We start from the raw sequence: 18,376 nt of genomic DNA on the forward strand, positions 1-18,376 counted from the left end.
TTACTGCCTTGAAAACCGTTCTTAAAACACCCTCTACCTTAACAAGCTTGTCATAATCTTCTTTTTTGTCGGCAGAAGACATGAGAATGGTGTTGGCAAAGTTGTCGTATTCATCGATCAGGAGATAGAGAGCGTATCCAGAAACCTCTACCGCTGAAATAAGACGCTCCATTGTATAGATGGCATCATCGGGATTGATTTTAATTTCAGGCAGAGAAAAACCCATAAAATTATAATAGGTGATAAAACGCTCTATTCTGGCATTGATATGATTGTATAAGGATTTTTTGATTCCATGATAATCTCCTGCTGCATCCACACAGGAAAAATCCCACCTTAAAATGAAATAGGAGTTTCTCAATGGGGTTGGGTTTTGACCAATCTTTAAATGCCCGAATAATTTTTGAAAATCATCTTTTTTGGCAACATCATAATAATTATCAAGCATGGACAGAAGAAGGCTTTTGCCAAAACGCCTTGGCCTTATGAAAAGCTGGGACTCTGCATTTTCAAGCAAAGGAATTTTATCTGTGCGGTCACAATAAAAATAATTATTTTCAATAATTTTTTCAAAGTCAGAAATGGCATAGGGATATTTCATTTTTTCCTCCCGGATGGTCTTGCGCCTGCAACTTCATCATAGGCTCCCCTGGCTTCGAGGGCCTCAGCCAGCGGCTTTGGGGGCTTCTCCCCCTGGCTTCGAGGGCCTCAGTCAGCGGATTTGGGGGCTTCTCCCGGTGGCTGAGGCACTCGAAGCCACCGGAAAGTAAAGACACAGGAACTTGACCCTGTAAATTATCATACCCTCTCCCCCCCGCACAGCTATACGCTTTTCATAGCCAACTTCCGGAATCTTATTCACAATGCTATTTCCACCTGCTCTGTCCCTTCACTGATACATCCGGGAAGAGACGGTACCCATACCGTATAACCACCTTCCTCACAGGGTTCTAAAATCACGGTGAGTTTCATCAATACCCCCTTTTGCAAAAGAAATAGTTCAAAAACTATAAAACTCACCCCGCACCAAGCAAAACCTGAACAATCCTCTCCGCAGCCCTGCCATCCCACAAAGCAGGAATCCTGTCGGTCTTTAGACGACCTTCCTTTTTTTTAAAAACAGCCCTTTAAAAAAGTGATAGATGAATCTTGGATTCTGCTTAAAATAGCGTTTCCAGAGCCGTTTCGGTTCACTGCACAGACGAAAAACCCATTCAAGGCCTGACTTCTGCATCCATCGGGGCGCATGTTTTTTTGCGCCTGATATGAAGTCAAAGGCAGCACCCACCCCAAGCATCACACAGTCAAGACTACCCTTGTGGGCCGCCATCCAGTATTCCTGCTTGGGACACCCGATCCCCACAAAAAGCACATTGACACGGGCCGCATTGATTTCATCAATCACCTGCCTGTCCTCCTCGGGTGTCAGACTCCGAAAAGGTGGCGCATACCTGTACACAATGGACGCATCAGGATACTGTTTCCGGATGCTGTCTTCCACCCTTTCCAGAACATCGGCATCGGAGCCGCCGTAAAGGCCAATCCTCAGATTCTGCCGCGCACTCCGGGCACAGAGGGCATCCATGATGTCCTGCCCCCGGACATGCCCACCAGACTTATGCCCAAGAATACGCTGGGCCGCATAGATGACCCTGCTGTCCGCAATCACCAGATCCGCGTCATCCACCACCCGCTTCAGGTCATCAGAATCAAAAACCTCCATGCACATATGCACGTTGGAAACACACACATAGAACCCAGCCCCCCTGTGCGCCAGTTCAATCACTTTGTTCAGGGCCTGATCAAAACCGATAAGATCCACCCCCATACGGATAACGGGAACACGCTGGATTTTCATTTCTTTGAAGCCTCCTGCACGGCCTGACGATAAATATCCATCAATATCTCAAAATTTCGCTCCGGCGTATATTTTGCTTCATACTCCCTGCGGGCTCGCCTGCCCATTTCAGCAACCTCATCGGGATGATCCAGCATCCACTGCATTTTTTCTGCCAGATCATCAGCATTGCCCGCCTCAAAATGAAGCCCGGTGACCCGGTCTTCCACAAGCTCCGCCAGACTCCCGATGTTGCTGCATAAAACGGGCGTTCCCACAGAAAATGCCTCAACAATAACCATGGGAAATCCTTCGTACCAAAGTGAAGGAACAATCATGAAGGGAGCTTTTCCCATGGCAGAAAACACAGCATCCCGGCGCTGCAGCCCAAGGCAGTTGCAATAAGCAGATTCAGGCCTTGTGTCTCCCTCTCCAATACAGTCAACATGCATGCGTCCTTTGACTGCCGCTTTTTCCAGCACCCGAACACCCTTTTCCGGGGACATACGGCCAACAAAAAGGGGCAACCCCGTTTTTTCCTGATCCGCATAGCCCGGATCCATCACACAGTTGGGCTTCACACAAATCTTGTTTTCCGGGAAACCTGCCTCAATGAATTTGTTTTTCGCAAAGTGGGTAAGACATATGAAACGATCCACTTTTTCTGACCAGGTTCCCATGGTCTTATGGAGCTGAATATTATTGGCAAGGGCCAGCGTTCCCCACAAGGAGTTTCTGTACACCTTTTTTTTAACGGCCCAGTAAGGCCCTTCCACAAGACTCCTTTCATCCGGCCTTCCATCAACCATCAGAAGTGCTGTGGGGCAGATATTGCGAAAATTATGCAATGTATAAACCGTTGCAACAGATCTTTTTTTCATAAAATAAAAGAGAGAAGGAGAAATCAGCGGAAAAAGGTTATGCACATGCACAATGTCACCCGCTGAAAAATTGTACTCCCTGAACACATGGGAAAGTCTGAAATTAAAGCAGGATGTAAAAAAAAGAGAGAGCTTTGAAAAAAACCCCTGAATGCTGTCATTGCTGAAGCAGTGATCTGTATATTCAACCTGTCCTGCTTTGAGGATCTCGCCCTCTGCAAGAAAAACAGCGTCTTCTCCTCCATAAAACCTGTAATTCACATGTACCCTGTGCAACATAAGGCCTGCCACCTTCCTCTTTCTTAAAAAATGCCATCAGCGCCCATACACATCCTTCACCCTCACAATATCATCCTCACCCGTATATTCCCCAAGCTGCACCTCAATCATGACAAGATCAATCTTTCCTTCATTTTCCAGCCTGTGCATCTCCCCCATTTCAATGTAGGTGGACTGGTTGGGCCGGACAAGAAAGGTCTTTTCCCCCACAGTCACCGTGGCTGTACCACTGACCACAATCCAGTGCTCGTTACGGTGGAAGTGTTTCTGGAGCGAAAGCTTGCTGCCGGGTTTCACGATGATGCGCTTGATTTTATACTGTCCGTCTTCCAGCAGCACCTCATAGGTACCCCAGGGACGGTGGGCCATGCGGTGAATCTCCTCATGCCCTCACATTCTCCTGATGTTCCACAAACCAGGCATAGGCATTACGAAGCCCATCCTCAAGGCTGATACGGGCCTCCCAGCCCAGCTCTTTCAGGCGGGTGACATCCAGAAGCTTTCTGGGGGTGCCGTCGGGTTTTGTACTGTCAAAAACAAGCTGCCCCTTATATCCCGTCACCTTTGCCACGGTTTCTGCCAGCTCACGGATGGTGCAGTCCACCCCTGTTCCCACATTGATATGGGAAAACATGGGCTGGGTGTGGGCCTTGTACGTGGCATCGTCCAGATTCATCACATGAACCGTTGCCGCCGCCATGTCGTCCACATGCATAAACTCCCGCATGGGTGTTCCGCTTCCCCAGATCACCACCTCGGGCGCACTGTTCTGTACCGCTTCATGGAAACGCCGCAACAGGGCCGGAACCACATGGCTGTTTTCAGGATGAAAATTATCCCCAGGCCCATAGAGGTTGGTGGGCATGACACTGCGGTAATCCCTTCCATACTGGCGGTTATAACTCTCGCAAAGCTTGATGCCCGCAATTTTAGCGACAGCATAGGGTTCATTGGTCGGTTCCAGAAAACCCGTCAGCAGGGCTTCCTCGTGCATGGGCTGGGCCGCAAGCTTGGGATAGATGCAACTGCTTCCAAGAAAGATCAGCTTCTGAACACCGGCAAGGTGGGCCGCATGGATCACATTGGACTGAACCGCAAGATTTTCATAAATGAACTCAGCCGGATACGTATTGTTGGCATGAATACCGCCCACCTTGGCAGCCGCCAGATACACCTGATCCGGCTTTTCCCTCTGCATGAAATCGAAAACAGCCCCCTGATCCAGAAGATCCAGCTCCTGACGGGAGCGCAGCAACAGACGTTCATGGCCCGAAGAAAAAAAATGCCGTACAAGGGCGCTGCCCACCATCCCCCTGTGACCTGCCACAAAAATTTTATCCTGCCCACCCTGCCCCATCACACCCTCCACCAAATTTTATGAAAAAGCTCAGCCATCCCCTCTGCCAAATACAGAAAAAACATCATTCAAGAGATACGGGAATCTCATAGCCATTCAGCTTCAAGAGGGCGTGACGCTTTGCGATCTTCAAGTCTTCCTGAACCATTTCCGCACACATCTCCTGAACAGAAATTTCCGGTACCCAGCCCAGGCGTTCTTTGGCACGGGTTGGATCTCCAAGAAGGGTTTCAACCTCCGTTGGCCTGAAATATCTGGGGTCCACCCGGACAATCACATCCCCCTCACGCACTTCCGGAGCATCTTTTCCTTCCACGGCATCCACAACACCTCGCTCTTCCACGCCCTTTCCTTCAAATCTCAAGGAAATACCCAGCTCCTTTGCACTCCAGAGTACAAATTCCCGAACGCTGTACTGCTTTCCTGTGGCAATGACAAAATCTTCCGCGGATTCCTGCTGCAGCATCAGCCACTGCATACGCACATAGTCTTTGGCATGGCCCCAGTCCCGGAGGGCATCCATATTGCCAAGATAAAGGCAGCTTTCGAGGCCATGGGCAATATTGGCAAGCCCCCTTGTGATTTTACGGGTGACAAAGGTTTCTCCCCTTCGGGGGGACTCATGGTTGAAAAGGATACCATTGCAGGCATACATGCCATAGGCTTCGCGATAGTTCACCGTAATCCAGTAGGCGTAGAGTTTTGCAACGGCATAGGGACTGCGGGGGTAAAAGGGGGTTGTTTCTTTCTGGGGAACTTCCTGAACCAGACCATACAGCTCACTGGTGCTGGCCTGATAAAAACGGGTTTTCTTCTCAAGGCCGAGAATGCGGATGGCTTCCAGAATTCTCAAGGTTCCCAGAGCATCCACATCCGCCGTATATTCAGGGGATTCAAAGCTGACCGCCACATGACTCTGGGCCGCAAGGTTGTAAATCTCATGGGGCTGCACTTCCTGAATGATGCGGATCAGGTTGCTGGTATCCGAAAGATCTCCGTAATGGAGCCGGAAGCGGATATTGTCCACATGGGGGTCTTGGTAAATATGGTCAATCCTCTGGGTATTGAAAAGGGAGGCCCTGCGCTTGATGCCGTGGACTTCATAGCCTTTTTCCAGAAGGAATTCGGCAAGGTAACTGCCATCCTGTCCGGTGATGCCGGTGATGAGGGCTTTTTTCATGGATAAAGTTCCTTATATTCAAAGCATTCAGAGACGTTTAATTTTTTCAACTGCATGGCAAAAATTATTTACCATGTTGTCCATGCTCAGGTTATTCAAAGCAAACATACGGGCATTATTACCCATTCTTTGCAACTCCTCCGTAGAAACATCTGAGAGATAGTCAACCAAATCAGACTCGGAATCAGCAATAACACCCGTAACATTTTTTTCCAGATATAAAACTTCAACACCATGCGCCACGCCTGATACGCCATTCTTCAAAGTAGCCATAGGCAAGCCATGGATAAACCCCTCCACAATACTCAAGCCAATACCATTTGGCATGAAAGAAAAATCCACCATGCCAAACAAAATAGCCTTGAAGGCCTCATCATAAACCCTGCCAAAATCATAAATAAAATCATAAGAGGAAAAATCCGGCTTACATGGTCCATCGCCTACAATAATAAACCCTATATCCGAATTTTTTTTATGTATCTCAAGCATCAATTTCAACAAAAGCTCAGGCGCTTTAAGAGGTGTAAATCTGGAAATAAAAATCCCATTGATTTTTGTTCGTATATTGTATTTTTTTTTATTAATTTCTTTTTCTTCTTCTGGCACAGGAAGAACAACACCAAAATCAAGGGTATTATTTAAATGAAAGGCATTTTTAACCCCAAAACGTTCTTCTGCATCACGCCTGCAGGCTTCCGTATAAAACAACACCCCGTCAGCTCTCTTGAGCTGAAAAAGACGGAGCTTGTCTATCAGATTCATTTTCTTATATTTAAAACCATGGGACCAGAAGACAAGCTTATATTTAAAAAATGGTTTTAAAATAAATAAAAGAATATTGGAAAGCTGTTTTACTTCACCATAGGTAATGACAACATCCGGCCTGCGCTTTTTTAGGTCATCATAGATACAAAAAAATTCTGCCCCGGCCACAAAAAAAGATTTTACTTTTTTCATATGGTCTTGCGTACTTAATTTGAAAGATTTATCATTTCTTCCAAACAAAATAAGAAGATCGCTCCGGTTACAGAGCCTATCAAAAAAACTCTGCCTGTAGTGTGGAACAAGTGGTTGTATGATTAAAATATTCATAAGCGTGGACCTTTAATAAGTATAATCGACACATAAAAATAAATAAAAGATATAAAAAACCAAAAAAAATGTCCAATTCTTAAAAAGGAAGATTCAGTTATATTCACGATTGCAACAACAAAAAAAAAGGCTATAAAAGCCTTGTAATAAACTGGTTTTATACCTCTGAATTGATACAACTTTTTCAAAAAAAAACACACAAAACCCAAAAAAACACATATACCCACAACACCACCCTTAACCATAATATCCAAGTAGCCATTATGAAACTGGTTATAATTAATTAGATTTACGTGGTTAAAATATCGTAAAGAATCAAAACCCCACCCCAGCAAAAACTTTTTTTCTATCAGTTCAAATGCTAAAATCCACAAATAAGTCCTACCAGTAAGATTCTCGTCCCTTCCAGATACAGAAAAAAATGTACTGGCAACATCTAAACCAGGAAAAATTAATGCTACCAAAACTATTGTAAAGAAAAGGGCAAAAATCATACCCGCAAATAAAAAATAACCCTCTCTTAATGAGAGTGAAAGTTCCTTTACATTAAAGAACTGAATAAAAAGCAAAAGAATAATACAAGATATTATAGAAGTTACGCTATTTGCAAAAAACAAATTAACAAATGCCAAAAGTGCTAAAACCACGCAAAGAAGTCGAACTTTGACATCTGGAATCATAACAAAATAGAATGAAGCGGACCAAAAAGCAAAAAAACTGAATAAGCCCAATGTATTTGGGTGGGCATAGACACCAGACCAACGTTGCGATACATGATGACCAACATGAGGAACAAGTACAGACAGAAAAACAGAAAGCATCATTACTATTAAAGAAAAAACAAAAAACCATTTAAAAACATTTACTTCTGGCCTTTTCAAGAGAAAATACACAGCACAATTCAATGTCAAAACCAACCCAATATGATGAACAGCATTAATAAACACTTGATTTATTGCATACGCCCATAAAATAGACAAAATTGCGTAAAACACAACCAATAGATACGCCTTTATATATAATAAATTTTTAATAACAAGAGGATTAAAGACATGGCAAAATAATGCCACAAGATAAGCCAACCCTAAAACAATTTGCCGAATCCTGTCTGATTCTCCATCCGAATAACCCCATAATAAATGTGGTATACCAGAGTAATATAGCCAAAAAAGAATGAACGGAATTATATGCAAGAACTCAACATTAATTAAACCACGCTTCACGCTTGACAAAGCTAACTCCCCAAATCAATTGCACATAAAAAACAACAAAACAATACTTACCAAGAAGTTTAAAACTAACTCTTCAAAGTAGCCATTCTTCAAATCTGATTACAGCAAAAAAAGGACCTTTAAAGAAAATAAAAACCTGCTTATATGGATACCAATTACTTTTTTTTATACTCTTCATACCTATATTTAAAAACAACTGAGGCCTGCCCAAGATTGGACATAACTTTTCTCTGCCACCAGACAAACCGGTAAAATCCTGCAGGCAACATTGCAATAGCCACTACCTGAGCAAATAAAGCACCCGCAAGACGCATAGAGCAATGAGTCATTTTTCTTATCATTGACTTACTCTTTAAAAGTCTATCCGCATAGCCCTGCCCCCCCCTGAATGCTCTTGACAAAAGCCATTTTCTATTGAGCCTGGCATCTTCAATTTCTTCACGTACTACTGCCTTGGCTGCCCAGCAAAACCGTGCTCCTTCATCTTTGATTCTTGAAAAAAAATCAGAATCTTCTCCCCCAGTCAGACCGTAAACATCATTAAAGGGTTTTTCATATTTATCCAACCAGTCTTTTTTAACCAACGCATTGCCTGTTCTTCCTGTATCAAGAAATGTTCCATCTTCATGCTCAGGTCTTTCAAAAAAGCCACCCTTAATTATCCACTCAGGCGTATTGGATGGATAGACAGGCATTACCGGTCCAAAAACAGCATCCGCATTATACTTTTTTATGGCATGCAATAATTCAAAAAGCCAGTTTTCTGCGGGCTGTTCATCATCATCAATAAAGGCAATATAATTCCCCGTAGCTAAACTTACGGAACGATTTCTTGCGAGGGCAATGTTCTGCTGGGGTTCTACATCATAGATCAACCTTCCTTCTACCCTTTCCATTATAGGGCCAATAATTGCTTCTGCCCCTCTATCCTTATCATTATCGACAACAATAACTTCATAAGCAAAACCATCCGTAATTTGACGAAACAAGACATCCAATAGCTTCTGTAGGCCCAAATTGCGCTTAAATGTACAAATACACACAGAAATCATGTCCATAAACCCCCTCTATACCAACCAATACTGCTTATACTAAAAATTTCTTTGCCACTCGACGCAGATAAAACCCTGATCTTTGTCATCAGGCCTGAAACAGCGGATGGCTTTGTCGAATTCTGCATTGCACATCTCCGAAAACCATAGCTGGATCCAAATCGTTCTTCGTTTTAATCGCCATAGAAATAAGCAAATTTCTAAAAAATAATCCCCAACGATTCTATTTATTCTCGTTATTTCCTATTAAAAAATTTCGTCTTGATCATAGTTAAATATAATCGTAATAAAGATATAATTTTCTCACTATCTCTCATTCCAAACAGTAAAAACAAAATAAGATAGATATTCTTTGGAACTTTACCAACTCTACTCAGTGGCAATTTGCCACCGTAGTACTCCCAACGTTTTTCAAAATCTTTACCAATTTTATCATAACCGCACTTATAAGCATTTTGTGCGTTAATTCGTCGAAATTCATTTAAAGACAAGATCAGATCACTAAATTTCCTATCCGAATTAATGCGGTCCATCACATAGAACTCCAAGCATTTTTGATTTTCAAATGTATCAAACCCCTTACGCTTTGATACTGAAGGGCTGCTATGTTTTCTATACACGCCATAGCCACTAAATGACTGGGCTACTTTACAACCGTTCAGTAAAGCTCTGATTACCAGCTCTCCATCATCGTTAAAGACAAAATCTTCGTTCCAGCCTCCTATTCGTTTTATTTCATCAACCTTCCACAAAATTGAGCAAGTACCCGGCCCCCAACATCCTTCCAACCAACGCTTCAACACATCCAGTTCTCCCTCTTTGTATGGCGGCACAAACATGACTCTTTTTCCTGTTTCTTCATGTAAACTCAAACATCTTCCGAGGGCAAGGGATGCTTGAGATTCAAGCAAAGCTTGATATAAACCTATCAATAAATCACCTTGAAAATAATCATCTGCATCTAAAAAAACCACATAGCCCGATGAAGCATGGGCAAGCCCAATATTCCTTGCACCCGAAGCACCCATATTCTTCTCAAGCTGAATGTGTTTCACATTGGGCAAGCAGGGAATTTTATCTTTTGTATTGTCAAAGACTCCATCTTCAACAACGATAACCTCAACATCTACTTTATCCTGATTCAATGCAGAATCGATAGCGCATGCAATATAATGTTCTGCTTTATAGCATGGGATTACAATGCTTATTGAAGGCTTTAATTTCAACATAAAGAATTCCTTATACTCAATGCCTAAACTTTCCAATTAACGCAAGTTTATCCAGCTAAAAATCAATGGCACTTTTTAAAAACCGTAGAGACTCTTCCTGCAAGACAACCAACCGTCTATTGATATGAGCATAATCAATCTTTAGCTGTATAAGACTGGTCAGTTGTTCTTTATTAAAATTATGAACAATTCTGTCTTTTGGGACGTCAAACATATGCAACAGGCTTTCAACCCTAGACAAACCCCTATCTTTATTAGCAAAGTAAAAAAAATCTTTATTGAACAGCATAGAAAAACAAACACAATGATAAGAATCTGTGATCACAAGATCACTACTTGCAATAAGACCCAACCAATCTTCAACAGGCCTGTAAGCTTTCTTTTTTTTGCTTACAGTCTTGTGGTAAATATCTTCTGATTCAAAACCATATTGATCCTCAATAAAGCGAACCATATCCTTAAAATCATCGGATTTATCCAGTTTATAATATACCAACTTCCGAGAACGGACCGATGGCACCTTAATTTTAGCAATCTGTTCAAAGAATGACCTTCCAATCAAAAGAGTCGGATCTAAAACATGATGAGCTTCAACATCAAAAATGTCATTACAGATATTAACACCTGAATCTTCCCTAACGGAAATAGCAGAGAAATCTTGAAGATATTTTTTTAATATTTTTGTCAAATCTGAATCTTTTTCCGCTTCCCATCTATCAAGACCAAAGCTGGCAGCATAAGAAATTTTTTTTACTGAACTACCTAAGAATGAAAAAAAATATGCGGGTGCTAATTCTTTTATGTATTTCAGACGCCATACTTGATCGCTACCAACAACAACAATTTCGTAATCAAAATAGTTTTTTTCCAAATCCTGCATTCCCTCATATCTGATCGTCGAAGAAACAATATATTTATTTCTAAACTGATCAAAAACACTCTTACCTAAAATCTGGAAATAAACAGTTTTGATACATGAATAAAACAACCTACCAAGCTTGTTTTTTTTTATTTTTTTAAAATACTTACGCATTAAAGACGCATCAGGATCAGCCCTTACCAGATCAATATGCTCCGATGAATGACCAAGGCCCTTTAAAACTTCCTGAAGAGCCGCCGCCTGCAAAACAGCCCCATAGTTCTGGTTTGAATTAAAAAAATTCAAGACACCAATTCTTTTCATTCTCTGTCACTTCCCCAAAAGCTGTTTCAGCCGTTGTTTTATCTGCTTCTTCAATCTTATAAAAAGACTTCCCCGTACACGCCTGTCGATACGTCCAATCCAGCCATCTCCTTGTGCCAAAGCCTGATGAACAAAGCAGGCATTTTTATATTTTTTTTGTAAAAGTCTGATTTTTTTACCCGACAATGGCAGAGAAAAATCCCTTTTTTTCAACGTAACATCCATATCCGCAGAACAATACCGAATAAAACCCCGCTTGTTTTCCACAACCCCATACTGACTTTCTATAACCTTTTCAGCGGGGATATCCGTATAGGTGCCAGAGTTTGAAAAAAGCTGAGAAATAAGAGAATTTCTGCTGATGATAAGACTTGTTCCACGTCCATCCCTGACAAATTCGGGCAGCCAGGCATCCATGAATGCGGCATCCGCACATTCTGTAAAAATATCATCACAAAAAAAACAGCTTTTCTGTTTGAAATAATCTCCACCCCATATATCGCCTATTCCATCGGACCACATTTTACGGATACGCCTGCCTGACACATCTACCATTTCAAACGCATAATTTGAGCTGGGAAAACCCGAAACCTTTTTTCTGTATGTAAAAGAAGCCACATCCTGCGGTTCTGCCCCCATCTTTACAATATGATATTCCGTGAACATTCTGGATTTGCCCTGCCCGCACACAAGCCCGAAAGTAAAGTGAATATTTTGACGAAGTTTTGGAAAAAAAGACTTTGCGAGGGTTACTGCCTTAATAAAACAGGGAAGCCCGACAATGGCAACCCTGCAATCCTGAGCCATAATTTCACGGATGACCCCGCTCATCTCAACGGGATAATAGGCAGATTTTGCACAGCGATCCACATCGGAAGGGCTTGAAACAATGGTGTACCGAAACAGTTTTTCCGGATTGGCACAAGGCTCGACGGTAATGACCTTATCGATTCTTTTTTCCTCAAGAAGTTTTTTCAAAAGCCATGAAACAGCCCCTCCGGATGCCCCATTGAGCCGGGTTTCTTCATCCGCTGCCCCGGCAAAAGCACCTAGGTAAAACCCTGTTTCTTCTGTATGTTTGATATTGGGAATAACGGAAAAAAGTTTTTGGCCTATTCCATCTTCATTGATGCCATGCTCATAGAAAGGACAAACCTTTATGCACAGACCACATGAAATGCATTCTGAAATGCTGTTGGGCTGCGGCTCATACTGCCCAAGGATATTCCAATCCATTGCAAGGCAATGTTTTGGGCATACACCAGCACACATGCCGCAACCCACACAAATCCCCTTTTGAAGGACTTCACTGAGCAATAGAGAAAAATCTTTCACAGCTTCAACTTCTCTTTTAAAAGATTTCTGACAAATAAGCGTTCCGCAGGCACAAGAACACTATACCAGGCTGAAAGAAACACCAGCACCGGAACCATGATAATATTGTATGCTTTCAGATAACCATCTGAAGAAATCACATATCTTCCAAGATACAGCAGAACAAAAGAAGTCAGTAACAATATCAATACCTTAACGATGACATCGGTCAAAAACTTCCAGACATTCAAACACGCTGTCCTTTTTAAAATGCCAAGCCTTGCAAAAAAAGCGATAAGGGCCAGAAATATTGAAACATAGAAGACGACCTCCGGAGAAAAACCCTTCATAAGAAATACAAAGGAAAGAGGTAAATTCAAGAGAAGTAAAGATCCCACAACACTTTGGTACAACCTTATTTTTCCTGTGGCTCTGGACAAAGTCATCAAAGACTTTGATACGGAATCAATCAAAACCGCTGACAAAGCCAGCTTCACGAAGATTGCGGAATATTCCGGCACGATTTTCAGCCATACTTTAAGGATAAATTCCGTTTCCAGCAAAAAAGGCAGGGCTGCTGCATACAGCAAGACAAAACATATCTTGGAAGACTGGGTCACAAGCTTGATGGAACTGGCATGATCTTCCGCAGCATATCTTTTGATGATCTGGGGATTGGCCGCCTGAACAATCATGCCAGATACATTCTCAACCTTGGATACCAGTTGATTTGCCACACCAAGAGCCGCATTTGCAAGTACGCCGTGAAACATATTCATGACAATCGCTGTACCCTGACTCTTGGAAACAGCTGCCAAATCACCAAAAAAACCCCATGATGCAAAACTTGTAAGCTCTCCGTACAGTTTTTTATTCTTCAACCGTGAAAACCGTGCCGTAGGGCAACAGAAAAAGGCGATTGTATAGGCCAGAACCATTTCTAAAAAAGAAACCAGCAATACAAGAAAGGCAAAGGTTTTAAGGTTATCAAAATCTATAAAAGGGATGGCAAGTGCTGCAAAAAGTCTCCCGCAAGGGCCTAAGAGATTAATAAATGCAACGATCCCCATTTTTTCATAGGAAATCAGCATCCCACGAGCCGGAACGGACAACATACTCATAACAAGAGAGAGCAAGACCGTATGAAAAATCCATGATGCGGCTTCAAACCGATCCGCTGAAATAACCAGATACTTTTCAAAGAACCAATATCCCAGAGTTTCTCCAAGACAAAAAATGATAAGTGCCAGGCAAAGATGAATAACTATCGAAGCCGTAAAAATCTGCTTTGCCTGTATTTCGTCTTTTGCCCCCAAAGCATAGGATAAAAAACGTTGAACAGATCCAGCCATGGTTCCACTCAGCACTGAGAACAAGAGGATAAGCCCTCCCATTACTGAGTAGATACCAAAATCCTCAACACCTAGGTTATTCAAAACAACTCTGGCGTAATAAAGACCTATGACAATACTCATTGCCAGAGCCATATACATGATCAGGGTATTTTTTATGATTCGTTTTGTCGAACTCAATCAATACTATCCTTGCACGTGCAAGCCGCAAAAAAGGTATCAGACATCTTTTCTCTGATCTTTGGACAAAAGAAGATCAAGGCCCTTATCCCCTGCGGCAAGAACCGCCTTTACTTTTTCAGGGGTAAGCCGGGTAATTTTAGCAATCTCTTCAGGTTTCATATTGAAGCTCCGAAGTTCCATGATAATCTGGTACTTCTCGTTGTATACTCCTTCCATCCGGCCTTCTACACGGCCTTCTACACGGCCTTCCATCCGGCCCCGCATATGCCCTTCATTCATCAGTCTTTCCGCTGTTGTCATGGCAAGCTCCTTTCCCTGAATACTTACAGCCCCCATGGTTTCAGCCACATATTCCGGCTGAATCTCCGTGGTCTTGAAAAGGAGCCTGCCTTTCATTGTCATGCCTTTGTCCCCCCCCTGCTTTCGCACCCCAGTCTTTCCAACCTGTATGCCCCGTTCAGCACCCGTTTCCACCAGTCTTCATGATCAAGGTACCAGCGCACCGTCTTTCTCAGCCCGGTTTCAAAGCTTTCTTCGGGCTTCCAGCCAAGATCCCTTTCAATTTTTGAGGCATCCATGGCATAGCGCAGGTCATGGCCCGGCCTGTCCGTCACAAAACGAATAAGGCTTCTGAATCCATGGGGCGTGCCGCTTTTCAGGCTGTTGGGATTTTCCGGTGCCATTTCTTCCAGAAGATCACAGATGGTTTCCACCACCTCAAGATTTCTCTTTTCGTTGTGGCCGCCGATATTGAAGGTTTCACCAACAGGGCCACGGCATAATACAAGGTAGAGGGCGCGGACATGATCTTCCACTTATCTACCTGCCATCAATATCACCTATAAGCAGATCCAGCCCCTTATCCCCTGCGGCAAGAACCGCCTTTACTTTTTCAGGGGTAAGGTTTGTAATCTCTGCAATTTCATCGGGCTTTATATTGAACTTACGAAGTTTCATGATGGTCTGGAACTTCTCTTCATAGCGTCCTTCATTACGGCCTATAAGAACACCCTTTTCAATCCCAAACCGCTCTGCACTTGTAATGTATCGCATATTTCTTCCCTCCTCGATCTGGTAAATTTCCTGAAGGAACTTCTTTTCAAGTCCTTCCGGCAGCCGTATCATCCAGTCAATCACCCAGAAAAATTCAAGAATGGTTTTTTTATCATAGTTGCGCTCATACATGAGGCGCACAAGGTAGAGCTTCCAGGCCTTCAGCTCGTCTTTGGTTTTGCTGGATTTTGCCTTGATCTGGGCCATGACCGCAAGGGAAAACACATTGTCGCTGTTTTCAAGCTCATCCCACCTGTCTTCCCAATCCATTAGTTTTACAATGGGAAAGCGGAAGTCAAGGGTGCATCCCCACAGCTCCCTGGAATAGGAATCCGGCCTGAAGCTTTTGCTGTTATCCGTAAGCACCCCAAGGCTGACCACCCCTGTTCTGTGATGATCAAAAATCCGGAAATAATAAACAAACATGCGTTCAGAAAAAATCTCTTCCGGATCTCCCTGAACCTCAATGTGAATGATAACCCAGATTTCTTTATTCTTCTTTGTCCAGACCTTCACAAGCTTATCTGCGTAACGCCTTCCGGTTTCTGAGTCCCAGGCAAGTTTCTGAAGCTCTTTATCTATGAACACCGGCTGGTGGCTCCAGTCAATTTCATCATAAATATTGGGAAACAGGAGGGAAAGAAACTCAGGAAACCATCTCTCAAGAATTTCTTTCCAAGGGCTGTCGAAGTCATTTTTCAGGGTTTTGTTTTCCGTACCTGTCAAATCATATCCTCCTGTAGAAAAGGGGACACCCCTTTTCTATACTCCAAGCGGTAAACCGTGAAACATTCGAAAATTTCAGACACACGGGTCAGGAACTTTTTCATATTGTTTCAAAATTAGCCCATATATCAAGAATGACCATGCGGAGTATAATACCCTGATCCGGTAAGGGTGTAGGACGATGATCATGAATACCGGGTGGCCTTTCACAGGGCAACTCGTTTCCACAATCCCCCGATCCTGAATCGGAAATGGGTTTTTTGTAGGGGCACCCCCCGTGGTTGCCCAAAACCAGGGCAGGCACGGGGGCCTGCCCCTACACTATCGTTTCAAAATTGCCCCATGTATCAAGAATCACCACGCAGAGTATATGTGGACAAAAGAAGATCCAGCCCCTTATCCCCTGCGGCAAGAACCGCCTTTACTTTTTCAGGGGTAAGCCGGGTAATTTTAGCAATCTCTTCAGGTTTCATGTTGAAGCTCCGAAGTTCCATGATAATCTGGTACTTCTCGTTGTATACTCCTTCCATCCGGCCTTCTACACGACCTTCTACACGGCCTTCCATCCGGCCTTCCATCCGGCCCCGCATATGCCCCTCATTCATCAGTCTTTCCGCTGTTGTCATGGCAAGCTCCTTTCCCTGAATACTCACAGACCCCATGGTTTCAGCCACATATTCCGGCTGAATCTCCGTGGTCTTGAAAAGGAGCCTGCCTTTCATTGTCATGCCTTTGTCCCCCCCTGCCTTCACAACCCAGTCTTTCCAACCTGTATGCCCCGTTCAGCACCCGTTTCCACCAGTCTTCATGATCAAGGTACCAGCGTACCGTCTTTCTCAGCCCGGTTTCAAAGCTTTCTTCGGGCTTCCAGCCAAGATCCCTTTCAATTTTTGAGGCATCCATGGCATAGCGCAGGTCATGGCCCGGCCTGTCTGTCACAAAACGGATAAGGCATCTGAATCCATGGGGCGTACCGCTTTTCAGGCTGTTGGGGTTTTCCGGTGCCATTTCTTCCAGAAGATCACAGATGGTTTCCACCACCTCAAGATTTCTTTTTTCGTTGTGGCCGCCGATATTGAAGGTTTCACCAACAGGACCACGGCATAATACAAGGTAGAGGGCGCGGACATGATCTTCCACATACAGCTGCTATGCTGTCTCTCTGGCATCTTCTAAATCAGGATGGGTTTCTATGCGATCTAAAATACACGAGAGAATTTCATACGCTGTTTTTGGTGGTACATTGGCAGGTGCCCCTTTCTTTGGATTTCGATGAGCAACCCAATCTCTATATCTTTTGATCTGCTTTGCATTCCCAATCAGCTCTGGACTGACAACCACCTTAAAAAGATCAAGGATAGCATCTAATTTCCAATATTCTATTTCATCCTCAATTTTGTTTTGTAGCTGTTTGTTAAAGACTGATTCATTATTAACTGAAATCTTTTTACTTATTCGCTGTAAATATTCAAAAAGTTGCCTTTCAAAAACAGCCCAAAGAGACAAGATAACATAGTCATCCGCATCGGAACGACTTTTTCTAATTAATTCATCAGCTTTTTCAGGAAGTGTACCTATAAAATCTGTCTTTGCCAAAAAAGAATATTCATCTCTTTTGACACTCCTGCCTGCAATTTTAAAACAGTCAATAGTTGCCTGGTATGATTGCCATATATTATCCAGAACGCAGCTAGAACTCATAATCAGAAACCTCCGATATAAGTTCAAAAAATAATTCCTTATCTAATAAATGTGCCTTTCCGCGCCGTTTATCTTCAATCCAATACCATCCAGATATATCTATTCCTTTATAAAATTGTCTTGTAACAGCCTCCTGATAATCTCCTGCCTGTACTGAAGTTGATAGCAGAGTTCCATCTTTTTCTAAATTAACTATAATTACCTTATCAAGCTTACCTATTAAATCCACTCTCCCATTAGCACCTATAACCCAAGCACCAACAGGCATAATACTTGCTACTACCTCTTTTTTATCATCCTTAATTATAAGCTTATTGGCTTTATATGTTCCAGAAACTTCCTCAGTTATTTCAATTTCCTCTTGAATTATGAACGATCCATAAGGGCTTAACCAAGAACGAATGTTATTGTACAGCGTATCTATGTTTTTTAAATACCTGTCAAGAATAATTGACCTTTCTTCATTCATCATATTCCCTCGTTTAAAAAAAAGGGTCATCTTATTTAACCCTGTGATACTGCGTAAAGCACGTCAAAACCTTCCGGATCTTTCACCTGATACCCGAATAAGCCGTACACATGTACTGCACAAAGAATTTTATTCGCAGCCAAGTCTTTCCAACCTGTATACCCCGTTCAGCACCCGTTTCCACCAGTCTTCATGATCAAGGTACCAGCGCACCGTCTTTCTCAGCCCGGTTTCAAAGCTTTCTTCGGGCTTCCAG

The 18,376-nt window shown here is 42.9% G+C and carries 21 protein-coding genes; all 21 read right to left on the bottom strand.

Features of this window, described 5'->3' with window-relative positions:
* The coding region (locus LZ24_RS15965; RefSeq protein WP_186443213.1) for an AAA family ATPase at positions 1 to 601 on the bottom strand (601 nt) is incomplete at its 3' end.
* A 257-nt stretch (positions 602 to 858) separates the two neighbouring features.
* Positions 859 to 972: a type II toxin-antitoxin system HicB family antitoxin gene (locus tag LZ24_RS18105; protein ID WP_407923307.1), complete on the bottom strand. Its 114-nt coding sequence runs from the start codon at positions 970 to 972 to the stop codon at positions 859 to 861.
* Between the two features lie 121 nt (positions 973 to 1,093).
* A complete protein-coding gene (locus LZ24_RS15970; protein ID WP_144686721.1) occupies positions 1,094 to 1,858 on the bottom strand; it encodes a WecB/TagA/CpsF family glycosyltransferase in 765 nt (254 codons plus the stop codon).
* Positions 1,855 to 2,997 (bottom strand): glycosyltransferase family 4 protein, encoded by a 1,143-nt coding sequence (locus LZ24_RS15975; RefSeq protein ID WP_144686722.1) that lies wholly within the window; start codon positions 2,995 to 2,997, stop codon positions 1,855 to 1,857. The genes LZ24_RS15970 and LZ24_RS15975 overlap by 4 nt, the downstream gene beginning before the upstream one ends.
* 36 nt (positions 2,998 to 3,033) lie before the next feature.
* Positions 3,034 to 3,375, bottom strand: coding sequence for a cupin domain-containing protein (locus LZ24_RS15980; protein WP_342779310.1), 342 nt, complete (start codon positions 3,373 to 3,375; stop codon positions 3,034 to 3,036).
* A gap of 4 nt (positions 3,376 to 3,379) precedes the next feature.
* On the bottom strand, positions 3,380 to 4,354 hold the full coding sequence (gene fcl / locus LZ24_RS15985; protein ID WP_144686723.1) for a GDP-L-fucose synthase: 975 nt from the start codon (positions 4,352 to 4,354) through the stop codon (positions 3,380 to 3,382).
* Positions 4,355 to 4,418: 64 nt separating this feature from the next.
* Positions 4,419 to 5,534, bottom strand: a complete 1,116-nt coding sequence (gmd, locus tag LZ24_RS15990; protein ID WP_144686724.1) for a GDP-mannose 4,6-dehydratase — start codon at positions 5,532 to 5,534, stop codon at positions 4,419 to 4,421.
* 27 nt (positions 5,535 to 5,561) lie between these two features.
* Complete coding sequence (locus LZ24_RS15995; RefSeq protein WP_222427680.1) at positions 5,562 to 6,626, bottom strand: glycosyltransferase; 1,065 nt, start codon at positions 6,624 to 6,626, stop codon at positions 5,562 to 5,564.
* Positions 6,623 to 7,849: an O-antigen ligase family protein gene (locus tag LZ24_RS16000; RefSeq protein WP_246118625.1), complete on the bottom strand. Its 1,227-nt coding sequence runs from the start codon at positions 7,847 to 7,849 to the stop codon at positions 6,623 to 6,625. The genes LZ24_RS15995 and LZ24_RS16000 overlap by 4 nt, the downstream gene beginning before the upstream one ends.
* Positions 7,850 to 8,013: 164 nt before the next feature.
* Positions 8,014 to 8,916: a glycosyltransferase gene (locus LZ24_RS16005; RefSeq protein WP_144686727.1), complete on the bottom strand. Its 903-nt coding sequence runs from the start codon at positions 8,914 to 8,916 to the stop codon at positions 8,014 to 8,016.
* 230 nt (positions 8,917 to 9,146) lie between these two features.
* Positions 9,147 to 10,139, bottom strand: coding sequence for a glycosyltransferase family 2 protein (locus LZ24_RS16010; protein WP_144686728.1), 993 nt, complete (start codon positions 10,137 to 10,139; stop codon positions 9,147 to 9,149).
* 55 nt (positions 10,140 to 10,194) lie between these two features.
* Complete coding sequence (locus LZ24_RS16015) at positions 10,195 to 11,322, bottom strand: polysaccharide pyruvyl transferase family protein (protein ID WP_144686729.1); 1,128 nt, start codon at positions 11,320 to 11,322, stop codon at positions 10,195 to 10,197.
* A 6-nt stretch (positions 11,323 to 11,328) separates the two neighbouring features.
* Positions 11,329 to 12,657, bottom strand: a complete 1,329-nt coding sequence (locus LZ24_RS16020) for a Coenzyme F420 hydrogenase/dehydrogenase, beta subunit C-terminal domain (protein WP_407923308.1) — start codon at positions 12,655 to 12,657, stop codon at positions 11,329 to 11,331.
* Positions 12,654 to 14,168: a lipopolysaccharide biosynthesis protein gene (locus tag LZ24_RS16025; RefSeq protein WP_144686731.1), complete on the bottom strand. Its 1,515-nt coding sequence runs from the start codon at positions 14,166 to 14,168 to the stop codon at positions 12,654 to 12,656. Before LZ24_RS16025 ends, LZ24_RS16020 begins: the two co-directional genes overlap by 4 nt.
* A gap of 39 nt (positions 14,169 to 14,207) precedes the next feature.
* Positions 14,208 to 14,573, bottom strand: coding sequence for an RpnC/YadD family protein (locus tag LZ24_RS16030; protein WP_144686732.1), 366 nt, complete (start codon positions 14,571 to 14,573; stop codon positions 14,208 to 14,210).
* On the bottom strand, positions 14,570 to 14,986 hold the full coding sequence (locus LZ24_RS16035) for a GDP-mannose 4,6-dehydratase (protein WP_144686733.1): 417 nt from the start codon (positions 14,984 to 14,986) through the stop codon (positions 14,570 to 14,572). The genes LZ24_RS16030 and LZ24_RS16035 overlap by 4 nt, the downstream gene beginning before the upstream one ends.
* Positions 14,987 to 14,990: 4 nt before the next feature.
* On the bottom strand, positions 14,991 to 15,950 hold the full coding sequence (locus LZ24_RS16040; RefSeq protein ID WP_144686734.1) for an RpnC/YadD family protein: 960 nt from the start codon (positions 15,948 to 15,950) through the stop codon (positions 14,991 to 14,993).
* A gap of 347 nt (positions 15,951 to 16,297) precedes the next feature.
* Positions 16,298 to 16,678: an RpnC/YadD family protein gene (locus LZ24_RS16045; RefSeq protein WP_144686735.1), complete on the bottom strand. Its 381-nt coding sequence runs from the start codon at positions 16,676 to 16,678 to the stop codon at positions 16,298 to 16,300.
* Positions 16,617 to 17,090, bottom strand: coding sequence for a GDP-mannose 4,6-dehydratase (locus LZ24_RS16050; RefSeq protein WP_246118624.1), 474 nt, complete (start codon positions 17,088 to 17,090; stop codon positions 16,617 to 16,619). Before LZ24_RS16050 ends, LZ24_RS16045 begins: the two co-directional genes overlap by 62 nt.
* Positions 17,091 to 17,099: 9 nt before the next feature.
* Positions 17,100 to 17,651, bottom strand: a complete 552-nt coding sequence (locus tag LZ24_RS16055; RefSeq protein ID WP_144686737.1) for a hypothetical protein — start codon at positions 17,649 to 17,651, stop codon at positions 17,100 to 17,102.
* The gene (locus tag LZ24_RS16060; protein ID WP_144686738.1) at positions 17,641 to 18,123 is read right to left on the bottom strand and encodes a hypothetical protein; all 483 of its coding nucleotides are present in this window, start codon (positions 18,121 to 18,123) and stop codon (positions 17,641 to 17,643) included. The genes LZ24_RS16055 and LZ24_RS16060 overlap by 11 nt, the downstream gene beginning before the upstream one ends.
* Positions 18,124 to 18,376 lie beyond the last annotated feature (253 nt).

The sequence above is a fragment of the Desulfobotulus alkaliphilus genome (assembly GCF_007830435.1).
Lineage (GTDB): Bacteria > Desulfobacterota > Desulfobacteria > Desulfobacterales > ASO4-4 > Desulfobotulus > Desulfobotulus alkaliphilus.